This is a genomic window from Desulfobacterales bacterium (genome assembly GCA_034003325.1).
GTDB lineage: Bacteria > Desulfobacterota > Desulfobacteria > Desulfobacterales > JAFDDL01 > JAVEYW01.
This window is the reverse complement of the sequence record JAVEYW010000012.1, coordinates 99680-116235: the sequence shown is the minus strand read 5'-3', so window position 1 is coordinate 116235 and position 16556 is coordinate 99680. Positions and strand designations below refer to the sequence as shown.

Genomic DNA, 16556 nt, shown 5'->3' with positions numbered 1-16556 from the left:
ACAAATCATGTTTATAATTCAAACTATCTGTTTGAATTGTATTTTTCCATAAAACGGCTCCTCAGTTTATGCTTGACCACTTTACCGGAAGGATTAGTAGGCAAAGAATTTACAATTTCGACGAACTTTGGTTTCTTGTAACTAGCAAGATTTTTTTGGCAAAAAGAGACCACCTCTTCAGGAGACAGCTTTTCTCCAGGCTTGGCAACCACCACCGCCATGACCGATTCGCCCCATTTCTCATCGGGCAAGCCGATAACAGCCGCTTCATAAATTTTGGGGTGCATAAACAGGACTTCCTCTATCTCTTTGGGATAAATGTTTTCACCACCACTGACGATCATGTCTTTCTTACGATCGACGATATAGATAAAACCTTCTTCATCAACTTTGGCTAAATCACCGGTATGAAACCACCCGCTTTTAAATGCATCCTGCGTTGCCTTAGGGTTTTTGTAATATTCCTTCATTATGCTTGGGCCCCGGAATATGATCTCACCAATCTGGTTAGCTTCGACTTCATTGTCCTGATAATCGACAATTCTTGCTTCATTTGTCATCGTAGGTTTGCCAACAGAACCGATTTTTCGAATACTGTCTTCGGGATGAAGCAATGTGACCCCGCCTTCCGATAGACCGTAAGCCTCCCAAATCTGAATTCCCGGAAAATACTCCTCCATTTTTTTTTTGATGGATAAAGGACAGCTGGCGGCCCCTGAGGATGCGGTCTTAAGTGAGCTGACATCATAGCTATGCTTGTCCATTTCCGACATTAAACGATTCCACATGATGGGGACCATGAAAATCCGATTAACTTTCTCCTCCTGTATTTTCTGAAGCACATCTATGGGATCGAACTGCCTGGCGACAATTACGGTGGCGCCAGCAACTATGTTAGGTGTAAGGTAATTAAAAAAACCCACATTGAATAAAGGTACGACGTACATTTCAATATCTTTTGACCGATGCCCCATTTCCAGAATCTGATTTAATGATGCCCACAGGTTCGCTCTATGGGTTCTGAGAACCCCCTTTGGCTTTCCTGTGGTTCCAGAGGTGTAAATAATGGAAGATTCATCCTCCAAAGAAATCTGGATGTGGGGTTCTTCGGCAGAATTGCTCTGGATAAGTTTTTCATAACTTAACGTGTTAGAATGATTTCCATCAGATCCAACCAAAATGAAATTTCGAACTTTATCCAATTCGGGCCTGATGGAATCGATAATTTCACTAAATTCCTGCCCATAAATGACTACAGAAGCATCACTATCATTTATAATATAGACAAGCTCCCGCCCAACTAACCTGAAATTCAGGGAAATGGATACCGCTCCGATTTTCGCAGAGGCGTAAACCGCTTCGACTATCTCGTTTCCATTATGAAGCAGTATAGCAACTCTATTACCCTTTCTTACCCCCAACTTCTGAAGAGCATTGGCTAATTTGCAAACCCTCTCATTTAAAAGGCGGTAAGTCATTTTAATATCATTGAAAATGACTGCCAATTTATCTGGTTGCTTACTGGCATGTAAGGCAAGAAAATCGATAAAAGAGTTCATTACAGGCTCCTAATAATGACGCTTGAAGAGGCTTGACAAATTGAAGGGGCTTGACAAAATTTTACCAAACGTTTGTTTGATAACACATAATCCATTATTTTGCCTCTTGTCAAGAAATTTATCAAATTATGTTACGAGCTAATAAAATATCCGATGTAAGGCACCGTAAATAAAGGAACAAAAATGTGCGCTATTTTCAAATTAGGATGAAATCGGGAAAAATTTTGTAAACATTCAGACCGAATCGGAATATATGGCAGAGTTTTCATATCAGCCCGGCAAATGTGAAAAATGCTATCGAATGGTCGCGCTCAAAAAAATCATAAAAGTGACAAAGGGCGAACTTAAGCTTTTTGACGACGTTCGGTATTTTTTTTACATTACAAACGAGACAAAGATGTCCGCAAAGGAACTGATTGAATTTTATCGCGGCCGGCGGATCACAAAAACGACATCGAACAACTCAAAAACGAAGTCCGAGCCATTCAATCCCCCCTCTGACAACCTTGTTTCCAACTGGGCCTATATGGTCATTGCGTCGCTGGCCTGGGACCTGAAAGCCTGTATGGCATGCTGATGCATTATCGTCCCATTGGCGCTCAAATCATTCGCATGGAATTTAAAAAGTTCGTCAATATGTTTATTCAAATACCGTGTGTCATTATCAGAACCGGTAGGCGGATTTGTTACAGGATAATCGGATACAATGATAAGCTCAACCACACCTTCAACTTTTTGAATATGCTAAGATCATTAGTTTTTCAGTAAGGATCTATCTTCTGGGCAGCCGTTGCAACAGCAACCGCGAGCTCATTCCAACACAGTAACTGAAAGGATATCGATCATAAACAGAGTAAAAAATTTCTTATTACAACACCAATCATGAGGAGAAGTGTGCCCAACAGATTTTTCCAGCATTACTTTTTATATAAAAATCATAGAAGTAATTCAAAAGCCTGAAAAAGTTTTGCTTCTTTTAATATACGCTTATTTTGGGTCTAAACTTACTGTAATAGCAGCTATGATAAATTTTACTCAAGTAAAAACGCGGCGTATAATCTCCGGCACCTTTCACATAATTTTATTTCTCCAGAACCGATAGCCTCTTCTATTTTTCCAATTTGTCCAACAGAAGCGACGGATCTTTCACATAGATCGCATTTTATCAGTTCATGGCTCAATATTGGTGATTTGGGTTTAAGTTGAATAAATCTTCTTAGACTTATCACATGTTTTAAAGACACAGCGTTGACCGGGCATATGCTCATGCATGTGGCACAAGCAATGCATCGATAATGAGAATAATAAAAAAACCTATCAGTTTTAAGATCTTGATACGCCAATGCCTGTGTGGGACAGTTCTCCGTACATGCGGCACATGCAATACATACTTTTTTATCCAGATAGACTCTTATAAAAAGAAATCCGACCACAATCAGCATGATCTCACCGGTAATAACGTGCAACGTATACATATTGTCGGATAAGAACTGGAACCTGCTTCCAAATGGATCATGCACCGATAAATAGCCAGTTGTAAAAGGGGCGGCGACGAGACCTAACAGCAAAAAATCCCATGCATTGGAATTCCTCCTGATTTTGGAAATTAGAACTCTTCGAAGAAAAAAAACCGCACAGAGCATTATGACCATTATGGTCAATATCTCGGAAATATGCAGGGGAAGCGGTGTCCAAGCCAAACCCAGGCGTGAATAAGATAATGTGAAAACGTGCATTGGAAGCCATACTGGTAGAGCAATGAGCGTCACATGAAAAAACAGTCGCAGGAATGAATAGTGAGGCTTTTCCAAATAAAGAGAATTTAATGGGAAGAAGCTTCTGCTTAATACTGATGTGATGTATTTCAATTTATTCTTTTTGAATCTTGGTGCACTTTGTATGATAAGACGAATGGAGAAAATAAAGCGCAAAAATAGGGCGGTAGGAAGAAATAAAAGCGCAAACCAAAGAAAATATTGATGAGCGAAAGCATAAAAAGTCATTATTAACTCGGATTTCGCTTGTTACAGATAGTAGTTAATAAATTTAAAATACGGCGAAATTCAATGATGTTTTGTGGAAAGCAACGAAAAATTGCACATATGCCCATATAGCTAAATATAACAAGCTGTAATTTTTGAAAATATGCATAGATTTTTTATTGCTGATATTATATGTGATTTCTATACTTTACGGAAATTACATATATGCCTAATCCGGCAAAGCCGGATGCTGGAATACTGGGATGCATAAAAGCCATCTTTCACCTTCGGCGAATATACACGCAAAAGCGTGCATGTTTCTGGTAAAGGGTCTAAAAATGTCATCAACGATGTTAAAAAACCAAACCAGTTGGATTTGCCCCGATTCTGCCGCATTATTTCGAAAAATGCGGCATTGTGGATATCATTGATGAGCATGTACCCACTGATCCGAGACGCAAAGCCCTTACCCATGGGCAGGCTTGTATCGCAATGATTACCGGCATTCTGTTCCAGGTGATGTAGTTGTACCGGATCTGCCAGTTTGCAAAAGAGAGCACGGTTCTTGATGCGCTGTTTCCCGGCCGCGCCGCAGGACTACTTTGATGACCGCTTGGCTGACACTCTGGATGCCCTCTATAGTTACGGTCTGGGAAATCTGGAGGGCATAATTACCAACGCCATGATCAATGCCTTCGATATTCAAACCGACATCTGTCATAACGACACCACTTGTGCCTTTGTGTATGGGAGCGTTGACAATCGCCAAACCGATCGAAGTATCACGATCACTTTCGGCTACAGCAAGCAGTACCGCTCAGCTTGAACCGATTTATTTGCATACGCCCGACCGGATTGAGACTTATCTGTTCCTTTTCAAGTTCGCACTGCAAGCCGTTGTATTGATCGAACGGTCGGCCCGCAAAAACATCCAGGCTCGGGACTAAGGACTGGGTGATTTCATGCCTAACCGTAAAGATTACCGGACATCGGAAGCCGAATATCTACTTCAAAAGTTCGAGCATGTTGTCAGCGGGCATATACGTCTTCCCGACGGAAAAGACTACAGCTTCGTATCTGAACTAACCAACCTGCAAAGCGATATTTTGACCATACTTGAGCTGCCCAAACGCTGTTACTCCTATGCGTATCTCTTCAAAAGCTCATAGTATCTCATAATACTGGCAGAAAAATTTCGAACTATCGGAAATTATCAAAACCTTTTTTTTCAAAGAGCGAAATCAAAGTTTTTAAACAATTTAATCGAACAAATGAATTTCGAATTTAATGACATTTATCCACCTGATAGTGCGTAATAAATGAATACAATATCTCCATTATTTAAGATCGTATCAGGACCGTCCATATAATCAATCATCTGGACTCTCCCTTCACCACCGATTTGTATGCCTATCTTGATCAGTTGATTAAAGGCATAATCATCACCGCAAACTGAAATATAGTCACTAAGACCATCTTTATATTTTTTTGTTATTATTTTTATTAGTTTTGAAATTTTATAATCTTCAAAGAGCTCTATTATTTCTTCGGTTGTCCCAATTTTATTGGCAAAAACAGACAGGAACTTGACCTTAATTTGCATTTTTTGCATATTATTCAACCTATGGGCAGAGGAAAATCTTTCTTCCCAAAAATTCCAATATTACTTTTTTAAACTCCTCTCTTTAATGACACAATATACTCCCTCATCCTTAAAGCCCGGATTGAAGCACAAATAGTCCGATATACATTCTGCTTTACGCAGGCATCCCATTTGCAATCGGTTAATCAAGTCTGGCTCTCGGATAAACGGTTGGCTCATTTTAATGTAATCGGTAATTCCGTCGTTTATAATCAAATCGGCGACCTCAAAGGATCTCAAACCCCTATAGGAGGATTAATGCAATTGTAATTTCTTTTTTAATATGGCGAGCATATCCTTCGAAGTAGGCTTCCTCATTCTCTGTTAAAATTCCAGGCCTGTGCTGGCTAATTCTGACTGTTTTAAGCCATTTTTAATCACCTATTATACCACAGCTTACCCCAATGACTTTAAACCCAGCATCGGCAAATCTTTTCGCGACCGGCAATGAATCATCGATTGCCAGTGCGTTATCGATAAAATCAGCGCAGTTCATCTTTATCTTGAATTTCGCTTGTTCCGTTTATTGGTTTTATAAATTAAAAATCAAAGGAAATCATTAAAAATATATAACTGTTATAGATTGAGCGCTTTTTCACACAATAATTCCAAATAAACCCATATAACCAACTGAAATCAAACTAGATTTTTACTGTTAAAAAGCAGAGTCTTTCCAGCATGTTAAGGAGGGCGCTGCAATTGATACCACCAGTTATCAAAAATGTCCAAACACAAGCGGTTGGATTTGCACCGATCCTGCACCGTTATTTTGATCAATGTGGGATCCAGCGCATCATAAATGATCAGGTTGAGCCGAATCTAAGAAGGAAAATCTTCACCCTTAGCCAAGCTGCCATGGCTATGGTTTCCGGCATACTGTTTCAGGTCATGCAACTATATCGAATTTGCAAATTTGCCGCAGAAAAAACCGTGCTCAACGTGATGCTACCCAATATTGCGCCCGAAGAGTTCTTCGACGACCGGCTTGCCAATACCCTGGATGCCATATTTTCTTATGGAATCGGGGAGCTCGAACTGGCTATCACCCGGAATATGATCGAGGTGTTTTAAATCCAAACTCCTGTCTGTCACAATGATACAACCTCAATGTCTGTTTACGGTAATGCCGACAACAACAAGACCGACCGCAGCATCCGTGTCACGTTTGGGCATAGTAAAAAGCACCGCAAGGACCTAAAGCAACTTGTCTGGTCGATGTCCGTTAGTTCCGATCACGCCTTCCCATTATTTCAAAAGGTCTATAGCGGCAATACGGCTGATGTAACTACCTATGTCGAGCAGTGGCACAAACTGATTGATCTGCTCGACGGCCATGATTTCCTTTACGTGGCTGATTCGAAATTGATCACTCACGAGAACATGGCGCATATTTCAGACAATGATGGGTTTTTCATCGCTCCGGCGCCGATGTATGAATCCTACAAGAATATCTTTGAAGAGGCACTGAGCAAACATGACAGTGAGCTACTTATCCTTTATAAAGAGCACGTTAACCGCGGCTTTGAAGTCCCCATGGAATTTTCACATGAAGACAAAACCTACAAGCTGCGGATGATCATTCTGTTCGATCATGGTCTTCGCGCCCTAAAACAAAAAGCGTTGCAAAACCGCATCCAGAAGACACGCGACGATTTCAAAGAACTTTCCGGCAAACTCAACAGTTATAAGCTGAAAAGCTAGGAACAGATAGAGGCGGCATGCGCCGCCATCTTGAAGAAAAACAACACAGACTTATTTTTCACCTACACCGTAATCAACAATCCGGTCACCACCTATAAGAACAGCAAACGCGGCAGGCCATCGGCAGACTCTGAAAAGGAAAAGATAGCTGAAGTCAATGACCATTTCAGCGTTCAACATGAACTTGACAAAGATGCTTTCGAAAAAGCTCTCTCCCAGTGCGGCGATTATCCGCTTCTAACCAACAAGCCCTCAGATAAACTGAGCATCGAGAAAGCTATGCTGGCTCACAAGAGCCAATACAAGTGCGAGCACACCTTCCGCCGGGCAAAGGGGCCTTACAGCATTGAGCCCATCTACCTGCATACCCCTGAGCGAATAGAAGCATTTTTGTTCCTCTTCAAAATCACTTTGCAGATGTTGGTGATCATCGAGAGAACCGCCAGGAATAATATCGACAACCGAAACCGGGGATTGGATAGATTTATGCCAAACAAAAAGGATATCCGTAATCCGCGCAGCGAGTTTATGCTGAAAGAGTTCGAAGATATCGTCCAGGGACAAATACCGCTACCTGACGGAGATAGCTGTGGCTTTGTATCCGAACTTAATGATCTTCAAAAAGATATTCTCTCCATCCTGGACGTTCGACTTCACTACTATGACTACCAGCATCTGATAGATTCAAGCTGAATCCATGGCCGATTAATAGAGCAGGCAATGGGAAGGAAGGATGAAAAAATAAATACGTGCGTTTTCAAAGAGCGAAATTAAAGATTGATATTATTGTTTCAGAATATCAAAATTCAAATTGTTTTGGACAGCAGTGCAATAATTTACTTACAAGATTGATGGGGAAAGAAATTTTTTCTCTCCCCATTAATTTAGTAAATCATTAACAAACCCAAAATCCGCATGACTATCTACAACGTAACACCCTTTCTCTTCAGGACAGCCTTTGTGGTATCAGGAATATTGTTTTTCAGCTTATCAGGTAAATCTTCAATTACTTTCTTGTCATATGTCCACATATGAATACATCTTTTCCCTGAGCAGTCATCGCCCAAATCTGGGACTCTCACACAGTACAAACCCGGTTCGACATCCATATAGGCCTCAATGTATGCATTATCAAACCTTCTGCAATAAAAGGCATTTCCAGGCATACTTAAAGGGGGCCAGAAAAGACATCCCAACCTGCAGCAAACGCTTTTCTGATCATCGCACCAAGAATATGCATGGGTATCAGGTCCATACAGCAAATGTGCAATATCCTGGTACCACACTATTCTTTCCAAGGGAACGGGGGATCCAAATTTTTTCTGAAGCAGTTCCCATCCTCTGGCACCCAGATTGTAACCGATTTCGTGGGCGACCTTTCTCGCCATTTCCTGGTCACCTATTTTGGCGATGGCATTATACAATGTGTGCCAGTGCATTTTAAACATATAGGAATGCCCGGCTAAGACATCATCGATTGTAAGACTGGACAGATCTTCTCCCGTCCTGAACTCAACTACCTCCATCAGCCTTTCTCTGGACAATCCAAATCCTGCGCTTGCCGATTTCCAATCTAAAATCCACGCCATGGGCGTGCTGTTTGGCCGATGAACATCAAAACCCCACCTAAATTCTTCTTCTGGTGTTGTTGGAAAAGCCACGGGTGACAATTTGTCTTTCATAACTATCTCCTTGCAAAGGGTTTAAATTATAGGTTTTAAAAATTATAATATACAATATAAATTTAAAAGGCCGGTTAGTGCGTGTTATCACCTCAACAACTTGCCGGCGATAACAGATCTCATGACCTGATTTGTTCCTTCAACAATTTGAAGCTGCTTGGCATCCCTCATCATCCTTTCGACGGGATGGTCACACATTAGCCCTGCGCCTCCTAAAATTTGAACAGCATTTGTCGTTACTTTCATCGCGACATCAGAAGCAAAGCATTTTGCCATAGCTGAAAACTTAGGGATGCCGGAAGATTTCTTTTCCACCTGTGAAGCGGCATAATAGGTCAAATGTCTAGCTGCCTCTATTTCCATTGCCATATCGGCCAACATAAATTGGATCCCCTGAAACTTACATATGGGTTTCCCGAACTGAATTCTGCCGGTAGAATATTTCAACGCATAATCAAAGGCACCTTGCGCTAATCCAACAGCGCATGCTGCAATCAGGGGTCTAGTTAAATTTAATAAGTTCATCAAATTTTTAACAGTCTGGCCTTCGCCGCTGATTAAATTCTCTTTTGGTATCTGACAATCTCTGAATAAAACTTCGCAAGCTGCAGCTCCACGAACACTTATCTTTTTTTCTTTTTTACCAATGGTTAATCCAGGAGCGTTTTTTTCTACGACAAAACAGCTGAGCCCCTCAGCTCCTGCTTCTGGATTCGTTTTTGCAAAAACCGTTAAAATATCAGCATTATCAGCATAAGAAATATAATGCTTAATACCGTCTAAATGAAATTTATCACCTTTTAACACTGCGCATGTAGAGACGGAACCCAGATCACTTCCAGCCTCAGGTTCTGTGGCGGCAAAAGCAGCATGCCATTCACCACTCGCCAGTTTTGGAATATATTTTTTTTTTAAATTTTCATTATTACCCACTATAATCGGCAAAGCCGCTAATTCCTGGGTTAATGGCATCATTGCGGAATTTATATCCACTTTGGATAATTCTTCAATGACCAAACAACAGGTATGAAAATCTAAATTCGTCCCCCCATATTCCTCGGGGAAAAACATTGAAAATATATCCGCTTCTTTTAGAAGATTCCAGATATCATTAGGAAATTGTGCACATTCATCAGCTTCTGCTGCACTTTCTTTAATTTTTTCGGATGCGATCTTTTTAACAGATCTTAATATCATGTTCTGTTCTTTTGATAATTCATTAAGATACATGGCCACTCCCTTTCCGAACCCGTTAATATAAAATGCGTAAGTTTCTTTTCATTGATTATTTAAAGCGATTTTCTTGTAAATAGGATACATAACATATAATAATGATGGAAGGTTATAATTTTTACCAAACGTTTGTTCAAATATATAGGAAGCACCTTTCTCATGTCAAGTTTTTTTAGCAATTTTTTTTTCAATTTTCTGTTCTGAATCTACAAAAATATTCAAGTATCTATCCAATTTACTTTGGTTTCCCCCAATTTGAAAAAATACGAATTCATCCATTTCACCCATCTTTAAAATTTGACGAATTCAAATTCAGAACTCCTGATATGGCGCAATTCCAGATGCAACGGCCATAGCGCCAAAGACAATTTTTAGCCGGGTCTGTGGAAACAGAAATTCTTCTTGATTCATCATCTCGCACAGTTCGTTTAGTGCCCTATTAAACCGCGGATTGGCCATCGGATGAAAATTGACCGATATGATTTCGGCCATCTTATCGGGCAGGATGTCCGCAGGTCGTTCAAATAGGCCTTTCAAAAAAGCACGGCCTTCATCGCGTGCGCGGGAAATTTGCTTTCTCCTTGTATCGCGGACAAGGCACCAGGCGATCACCGTCGGCTTCTTCAACATCGTAGGTGATGAGATGATCCAGGCTATATTCATTACGCATGTACCGGAAAAAATTCTCCTGACTCCATCGGGAAAACAAGCTGCGGCAATCTGCTCGACGCTCAGATCCTGCCAGGGGGTCATAACCGATGTCTTGTGGCCGGAATCACAAAGGCGTCAAACTTCGCGCATCCAGAACGATTTGCTCACAAGAACGCTCCTCTCTGCCAAACGATAGGTAATGGGCTTTCCGGAAAGCCGGCCTTGAGCTTCAATGAAGCAGTCCTCAGGCCAGGGTTCATACTTGCCCTTGCGGTAAGTAATCACATCCACGCCAGCTTTAAACCATTCGGCAAAATTCTTTGGGCTCCAGCCCTCTCTATCGAAAATGAGCGTAATCCGCCTTTCACCGGCCAGCTTTTTCATATACGGGATTATCTGGCCATTTACCATCGACAGCAGGCTGTCGTTTACCTCCGCGGTAAAGACAAAAAGCGGTTTGCGGTCGGCATCGTTGACCCAAAAATCAGTGGCAGCCGGCATGCAAAGCCGTCGGCGGGCTACATGCGTTTTAGGCAGCTTGTGCTTACGGCCATTGTAGCGCCTGACGTGACCGTCGATATACACAAAGCCGATGGCATCAAGATCATCATCGCACCACCGTCGGGTCAACTCCGTCATAAACTCCAACGATTTACCGTTTTGCCCCATCTCTGTGAGTTTCCGGCGCAGGGTCTTTACTTCCGGAATACGATCGAGACCCAGAATAATACCAAGCTCTCCAGGCGATTTCGCCTTGAGTTGTTCCGGGCTTTTAATGCGCAAAAGCGCCATAAACGCAACCGTTAAATATAATTTACTTACATAAGCATGAGACAGAATCTGGAGCGAATCCTCCAATCAAAGAAAAAAATCACTCGCAACAGGCAATCCAAAGGCTGAACAGGCAACCGATTATGCTCCCCTGAGCCGCACCCCCAAACCGTTAACCGCCGAACTAATCGTTGACAAACAAGGGGCTCCTGCATTTATAGTCGGGTTGGAAAGGGTAATGAGCCGGCAATTTTCGATAAGTTCAGCACCCAACCGAATACCGTGAGGCGCAACGAACCGTAGGCGCAGACTTTTGGCAGCACAATGAAGATGATTAAACAACCAAACGATGGCCATGCGCTGGTATCCCGAATAGAAAAACCCGGCGCCGCTCAAATACCGCTTGAACTTCTGGCGCCGGCCGGCAACGTTCAAATCGGAATAGCTGCCATTGATCACGGAGCCGATGCTGTGTATATCGGCGCTCCCAAATTCGGTGCCAGGGCCGGAGCCGGCAACACTATTTCGGAAATCACGGAATTAGTCCGTTATGCACACATGTTCTATGCCCGGGTATATGTAGCGCTCAATACGATTCTGACAGACCAGGAAATGCCGGAAGCACTGCAAATCATTCACTCGGTTTTCAATATCGGCGCTGACGGGTTGATTCTTCAAGATGCCGGCCTCCTGGAGCTGGACCTGCCCCCCATTCCGCTGATCGCCAGTACCCAGATGCATAACCATACACCGGAAAAGGTAAAATTTCTTGAAGACGTGGGGTTTAAACGCGTCATCCTCGCGCGGGAATTGTCTTTAACGGAAATGGCGGAGATTCGAAACCAAACCCGTGGGGAACTGGAAGCCTTTGTGCACGGAGCGCTGTGTGTTTCCTATAGCGGCCAATGCTATATGAGCCAGGCCATCGCCCAAAGAAGCGGCAACCGCGGCGTCTGCGCGCAGCCATGTCGTTCCCGTTACACGCTGACCGATGGCGACGGCACTGTTGTGTTACGGGACAAATTCCTTTTATCCCTGAAAGATCTTAATCTCATCACTGCCATTTCCGATCTGGCTGCGGCCGGTGTAACCTCGTTTAAAATCGAAGGCCGTTACAAGGACATCGATTACGTCAAAAACATCACAGCCGCCTACCGGATAGCCATCGATCGGTTTATCGACACGCACCCGGCATATCGCCGCGCCAGCGCCGGAGTCAGTACCTTTACGTTTTCAGCGGACCCCGAAAAAACCTTTAATCGTGGCTACACAAACTACTTTCTTTTCGGTCGAAAAGAAAAGATCGCCTCAATGGATACGCAAAAATCTATCGGGCAATTCTTGGGGATTATCAGCGCGGTAAGAAAGGATTCATTTCGCATCCAAAATGCCGACCTCACCAACGGGGACGGTCTTTGTTTCTTTACAAAGGAAAACACCCTGGCAGGATTCCGGGTCGACCGAATCATAAAAGAAACCGTTTATCCCAATACCATGAAAGGCTTGTCAATCGGCACCCGGTTGTATCGCAACCATGACCACGCTTTTTCCCGCATGCTGAAAAAAGATTCCGGGGCACGACGTATCGGTATAGAAATGAATTTTATTCAGAATAATACCCATATCCATCTTCTGGTTAAGGATGAAGACGGCAACCGGGCCGATCACGTCATGGCCGCTTTATTTGAACCTGCCCGCGACCCGGTCCGAGCACGCGCACAAATTCAGACACAGCTGACCAGCACGGGCAATAGCCCCTATCATGTAACGGAAATAACGATTTATCCCGAAGCGCCGGGATTTCTCCCTTTGAGCACCCTCAACGGCATCAGACGCCATGTCCTTGAAGCGCTCACTCAAATCCGGCCTCGACATTACCCGCGTCACACCCTTCGGCTGACACCCAACACCGTTGCCTACCCGGAAAAAATATTGGACTTTCAGGCCAATGTTCTGAATGAGTATGCCCGGCGCTTTTACGAACGCCACGGCGCGCAACTTCGCGAACCCGCATTTGAAACCCTTTCCAATACAACCGGAAAAACGGTTATGACCACGCGATATTGCATTCGCCACCAACTGGGCGCTTGTCCGAAGTCCGGCAAAAAAACGCTTGTACTCAAGGCGCCCTTGCGAATCACCGACGGGCATCATGCTTATCGGCTCGATTTTGACTGCCAACAGTGCAAAATGTTCGTGGTGATGGAAAACACGCAGTGAGCAATATAACGTCTGGTGCGCAATCCAAAATATACCGCCGATATTCGGTCCTAAATGTTATTATCTAAATTTATTTAGAAAATAGATAATCATAACAATACGCTTGTTGACCGGAACAAATTGGCATATTATGTTTGCATATGACACTTAATCCCCTTTACACCTGATCTCGTTCATATGGCTCAAACGATTAATGAAGGAAGACAAGTATGGCGGTGAGAATTCTGATTAGAAGAAGGGTTCCGGAAAGCAAGGCGCGAAAAATGCTGCCGCTTTTTAAGAAAATGCGACAGATGGCAACGGCTCAGGCAGGATACATATCAGGTGAAACCCTGAGAAACTGCGATGATCCAGAGGAGTTTTTGGTTATCAGCACATGGCAATCCATTGCAGATTGGGAAAATTGGCTTAAAAGCCCCGATCGCCAAAAAACACATGGAAAAATTGATGACCTTTTAGGCGGCGAAACGCTCTATGAAGCTTTTTATTCCGGGTTTACTGAATGAACCACCTATCGTTAGATACTCACATGCCGTTTCATCAATAATCCAATGGGCACCAACGAATCACTATCCGGGTCGATAGTGACTTTGCCAAATAAATAGCCCTGGCTACCTATTTAATCTTTCGGCAGCCAGGGCTATTTATGGTCAATCTGCCGCCGGTTCAGAAGGCATTTCCGGCATCTCGGGAGGATCAACGTGAACCACATTGCCGATATGAAACCGTTCCCGGATTCGTTCCAGCGAAACCAGTTTGCCCTTTCGAAGGGAGGGCGTTAAAAACGATTTCAGTTTCATTTCCAATGCGCGAGGATGCAAATTGCTGCCGATCGCGACGACTCCCTCAAGAATAATTTTCTGCAACAAAAGCTCATGATCGGTTCTCTCTCTTATATGCGCGGCCATCGGCAAAAAGAAAAAATTCGCTATAACAACGCCATAGAGCGTGGACGTAAGCGCAATGGGAATCGTGGCCAATATGGTCGCCGTGTCACCAATTCCCGCCAGCATGCCAATCAGCCCCACGACGCTGCCCACCAAACCAAAAGAGGGGCAAACCTCGGCCAATGTTCGCAAGATACGCTCGATTTCCTGGCGGCGCATTCTAAAAAAATACATTTCCGTGTTTAAAAAGTCCCGAATCTGGGCGACCTCATACCCGTCCACGAGCAACCCCAGGGCGTGCCTTAAGAAAAGGACGGTCGACTCTTCCTCGTCCTCCTGCAATGACAAAAGCCCCTTAAGCTTACTCTTTAATGACAAATCAACCAAAACCTCTATGATCTCTTCCGGCTCCTTTTCCCTTAATTTAAAAGAAACCCTCAGGACCTTCCAAACGATGAGCAGCCGTTGCATTCGAAAACTGATCATGGCAGCGCCCATGGTTCCGCCGACAACAATCAGGATTCCCGCCAAATTAAAATATAAACCCACTTGGCCCTGAAAAAAGAACCCGAGAAAAAACAAAAATAAAAAAATCACCAGTCCAACGAGGTTGCGATGAATCTGAATGACGCCCTTAACCGTTTCCAATTTTTCTTTAATTCTCTTATCCATACATTTTTCCTCAACGCTACGGGGGCAATTCTCTGCTGATGAACGCTATTTTTTCGAAAGAATAATTTCAACGCGCCGATTTTTCGAACGGTTTTCAATCGTATCATTGGGGTTGATCGGCTGAAAATAGGAAGAACCGCTGATAATCACCCTTTCGGCGGGAACCTGCATTTCTTCAATCAAAAAACGGGCCACCCTGCAGGCCCTAATGGCCGAAAGCTCCCAGTTGCTGGCAAATTGTTCCGAATGAATCGGCACATTATCGGTATGCCCGGCAACAGTCACCCTATCAGTGGTCTTGCCGATTGCGTCACCAATCTCACGCAACGAGAGGATAGCCTGTGTTTTCAATTCAGCCCGGCCCGTATCAAATAACAGATCTGCCGGTAAAATAATCCGCACCGCCTGATCTGCTTTCAACGCCACTCGATTCATATCCTGCAGTGTTTCCGGGCGAAACGCCTCCATCGGCTGTTCCCGCGGTTTGCTCTTTTCGATCCTTATCGCGGTTGTTTCAACAGGCGCTCCTTCTTTCCCGGGGTCGCTTTCCGTTTTTCCGGTCAACATTTTTGCCGGCGCCTTTATCTCTATACCGCCGTACCGGAGATCCCGGTTCGCCGACTGGTAAATGAACATTACGGCAAACAGGATAAACATAGTCATCATTAAATCCGACCATGCGATGGACCAGTGAACCCGCCGGGGTTTTCGAATCTGAAAGAAAATATCTTGCTCACGATGAACCGCCAGGCACGAAAAGGTATCCATCAGCGTACCGGCTTGAAAACAAGCGCTATTTTCGGATTTCTTTTCGGCCGCTTCAGGATTGTTTTCGTGTGAATATTCGTCCATAATGTCGAAAACCAATTATCATGTTAACAAAAAACCGGTCTGAATCAATAAGGTGCGTTACCGGGTCTTTTCCGACACCTTTGAGCCGACATGTTTTTATGCACTTTTAATGCCAAAAACAAAAGCATTCGCTCTTCAGTAAACATAACATCGGTTTGTTTCACTTGAAAACCCGCACAACTTTTGCTTGTCCGTCAAAGATGATTGTTTGCTGTCAGAGGCTTGACGTTTCACAAACAGCGAACCAAACCCCCGCCCCGTTTGGTCTTCTCGGCATGGCTTCCGACACTCACCTTGGCCATTTGAAAAAGAAACCGCCAAATTTGCGCCGTAGGGCTTTTCATAACTTGCCCCCAAGGTTTAGGCCCTTTACCAGAAACATGCACGCCTTTGCGTGTATGTTCGCCAAAGGTGAAAATGACTTTTATGCATCCCAGCATCCCAGCATCCCAGCATCCGGCTTTGCCGGATTAAGGAACACGATTTTTAGCAAGAATCGCTGAGTTAGTATATATGGTTTGACTTTTTTATGGTTTATTGTTTATGCTTTTTTTAACAATCGGATGAGTTCATGATGTCAATCGACTACCGGTTGCTCTTTCCTTTTAAAACAATTAAGCAATGTAGATAGTTATAACGAGCTATACCATATTATGGACGGCTTTTTTTTGATTAAGGTCGAAAAGGTTTCTGACTTTTTCTGA

The 16556-nt window shown here is 43.4% G+C and carries 16 protein-coding genes; 8 read left to right on the top strand and 8 right to left on the bottom strand.

Features of this window, described 5'->3' with window-relative positions:
• Positions 1 to 23 precede the first annotated feature (23 nt).
• On the bottom strand, positions 24 to 1559 hold the full coding sequence (locus tag RBT11_13910) for a long-chain-fatty-acid--CoA ligase (protein ID MDX9787875.1): 1536 nt from the start codon (positions 1557 to 1559) through the stop codon (positions 24 to 26).
• 253 nt (positions 1560 to 1812) lie between these two features.
• Between RBT11_13910 and RBT11_13905 the strand changes: the two genes are divergently transcribed.
• The 3 genes from RBT11_13905 (at position 1813) to RBT11_13895 (ending at position 4710) form a co-directional block, all read left to right on the top strand.
• The gene (locus tag RBT11_13905; protein MDX9787874.1) at positions 1813 to 2136 is read left to right on the top strand and encodes a hypothetical protein; all 324 of its coding nucleotides are present in this window, start codon (positions 1813 to 1815) and stop codon (positions 2134 to 2136) included.
• A gap of 1973 nt (positions 2137 to 4109) precedes the next feature.
• Positions 4110 to 4367 (top strand): hypothetical protein, encoded by a 258-nt coding sequence (locus tag RBT11_13900; protein MDX9787873.1) that lies wholly within the window; start codon positions 4110 to 4112, stop codon positions 4365 to 4367.
• 136 nt (positions 4368 to 4503) lie between these two features.
• Entirely contained in the window at positions 4504 to 4710 is a 207-nt protein-coding gene (locus RBT11_13895; protein MDX9787872.1) for a hypothetical protein, read from the top strand.
• Between the two features lie 125 nt (positions 4711 to 4835).
• Here the strand turns inward: RBT11_13895 and RBT11_13890 are convergent, their stop codons facing one another.
• Entirely contained in the window at positions 4836 to 5153 is a 318-nt protein-coding gene (locus tag RBT11_13890) for a hypothetical protein (GenBank protein ID MDX9787871.1), read from the bottom strand.
• A gap of 729 nt (positions 5154 to 5882) precedes the next feature.
• Between RBT11_13890 and RBT11_13885 the strand changes: the two genes are divergently transcribed.
• The 3 genes from RBT11_13885 to RBT11_13875 are packed head-to-tail and all read left to right on the top strand — an operon-like array spanning position 5883 to position 7577.
• Positions 5883 to 6254 (top strand): DUF4277 domain-containing protein, encoded by a 372-nt coding sequence (locus tag RBT11_13885; protein MDX9787870.1) that lies wholly within the window; start codon positions 5883 to 5885, stop codon positions 6252 to 6254.
• Positions 6255 to 6290: 36 nt separating this feature from the next.
• Positions 6291 to 6884, top strand: a complete 594-nt coding sequence (locus RBT11_13880) for a hypothetical protein (protein ID MDX9787869.1) — start codon at positions 6291 to 6293, stop codon at positions 6882 to 6884.
• A 30-nt stretch (positions 6885 to 6914) separates the two neighbouring features.
• The gene (locus tag RBT11_13875) at positions 6915 to 7577 is read left to right on the top strand and encodes a transposase (protein ID MDX9787868.1); all 663 of its coding nucleotides are present in this window, start codon (positions 6915 to 6917) and stop codon (positions 7575 to 7577) included.
• A 230-nt stretch (positions 7578 to 7807) separates the two neighbouring features.
• Here the strand turns inward: RBT11_13875 and RBT11_13870 are convergent, their stop codons facing one another.
• The 4 genes from RBT11_13870 to RBT11_13855 all read right to left on the bottom strand — a co-directional run bounded on the left by RBT11_13870 (position 7808) and on the right by RBT11_13855 (position 11242).
• A complete protein-coding gene (locus tag RBT11_13870; protein MDX9787867.1) occupies positions 7808 to 8566 on the bottom strand; it encodes a hypothetical protein in 759 nt (252 codons plus the stop codon).
• Positions 8567 to 8653: 87 nt separating this feature from the next.
• Positions 8654 to 9796 (bottom strand): acyl-CoA dehydrogenase family protein, encoded by a 1143-nt coding sequence (locus RBT11_13865; GenBank protein ID MDX9787866.1) that lies wholly within the window; start codon positions 9794 to 9796, stop codon positions 8654 to 8656.
• 315 nt (positions 9797 to 10111) lie between these two features.
• Positions 10112 to 10552 carry a hypothetical protein gene (locus RBT11_13860; protein ID MDX9787865.1) on the bottom strand — a complete coding sequence of 147 codons (441 nt, stop codon included), beginning with the start codon at positions 10550 to 10552 and terminating at the stop codon, positions 10112 to 10114.
• A 33-nt stretch (positions 10553 to 10585) separates the two neighbouring features.
• Entirely contained in the window at positions 10586 to 11242 is a 657-nt protein-coding gene (locus RBT11_13855; protein MDX9787864.1) for a hypothetical protein, read from the bottom strand.
• Positions 11243 to 11551: 309 nt separating this feature from the next.
• Here RBT11_13855 and RBT11_13850 point away from each other — a divergent pair, with 309 nt between their 5' ends.
• The gene (locus RBT11_13850; protein ID MDX9787863.1) at positions 11552 to 13441 is read left to right on the top strand and encodes a U32 family peptidase; all 1890 of its coding nucleotides are present in this window, start codon (positions 11552 to 11554) and stop codon (positions 13439 to 13441) included.
• A gap of 209 nt (positions 13442 to 13650) precedes the next feature.
• Positions 13651 to 13947: an antibiotic biosynthesis monooxygenase family protein gene (locus tag RBT11_13845; protein MDX9787862.1), complete on the top strand. Its 297-nt coding sequence runs from the start codon at positions 13651 to 13653 to the stop codon at positions 13945 to 13947.
• A 144-nt stretch (positions 13948 to 14091) separates the two neighbouring features.
• On the opposite strand, the gene RBT11_13840 is transcribed toward RBT11_13845, so the two are convergent.
• A complete protein-coding gene (locus RBT11_13840) occupies positions 14092 to 15000 on the bottom strand; it encodes a MotA/TolQ/ExbB proton channel family protein (GenBank protein ID MDX9787861.1) in 909 nt (302 codons plus the stop codon).
• 45 nt (positions 15001 to 15045) lie between these two features.
• A complete protein-coding gene (locus RBT11_13835; protein ID MDX9787860.1) occupies positions 15046 to 15852 on the bottom strand; it encodes a flagellar motor protein MotB in 807 nt (268 codons plus the stop codon).
• Positions 15853 to 16556 lie beyond the last annotated feature (704 nt).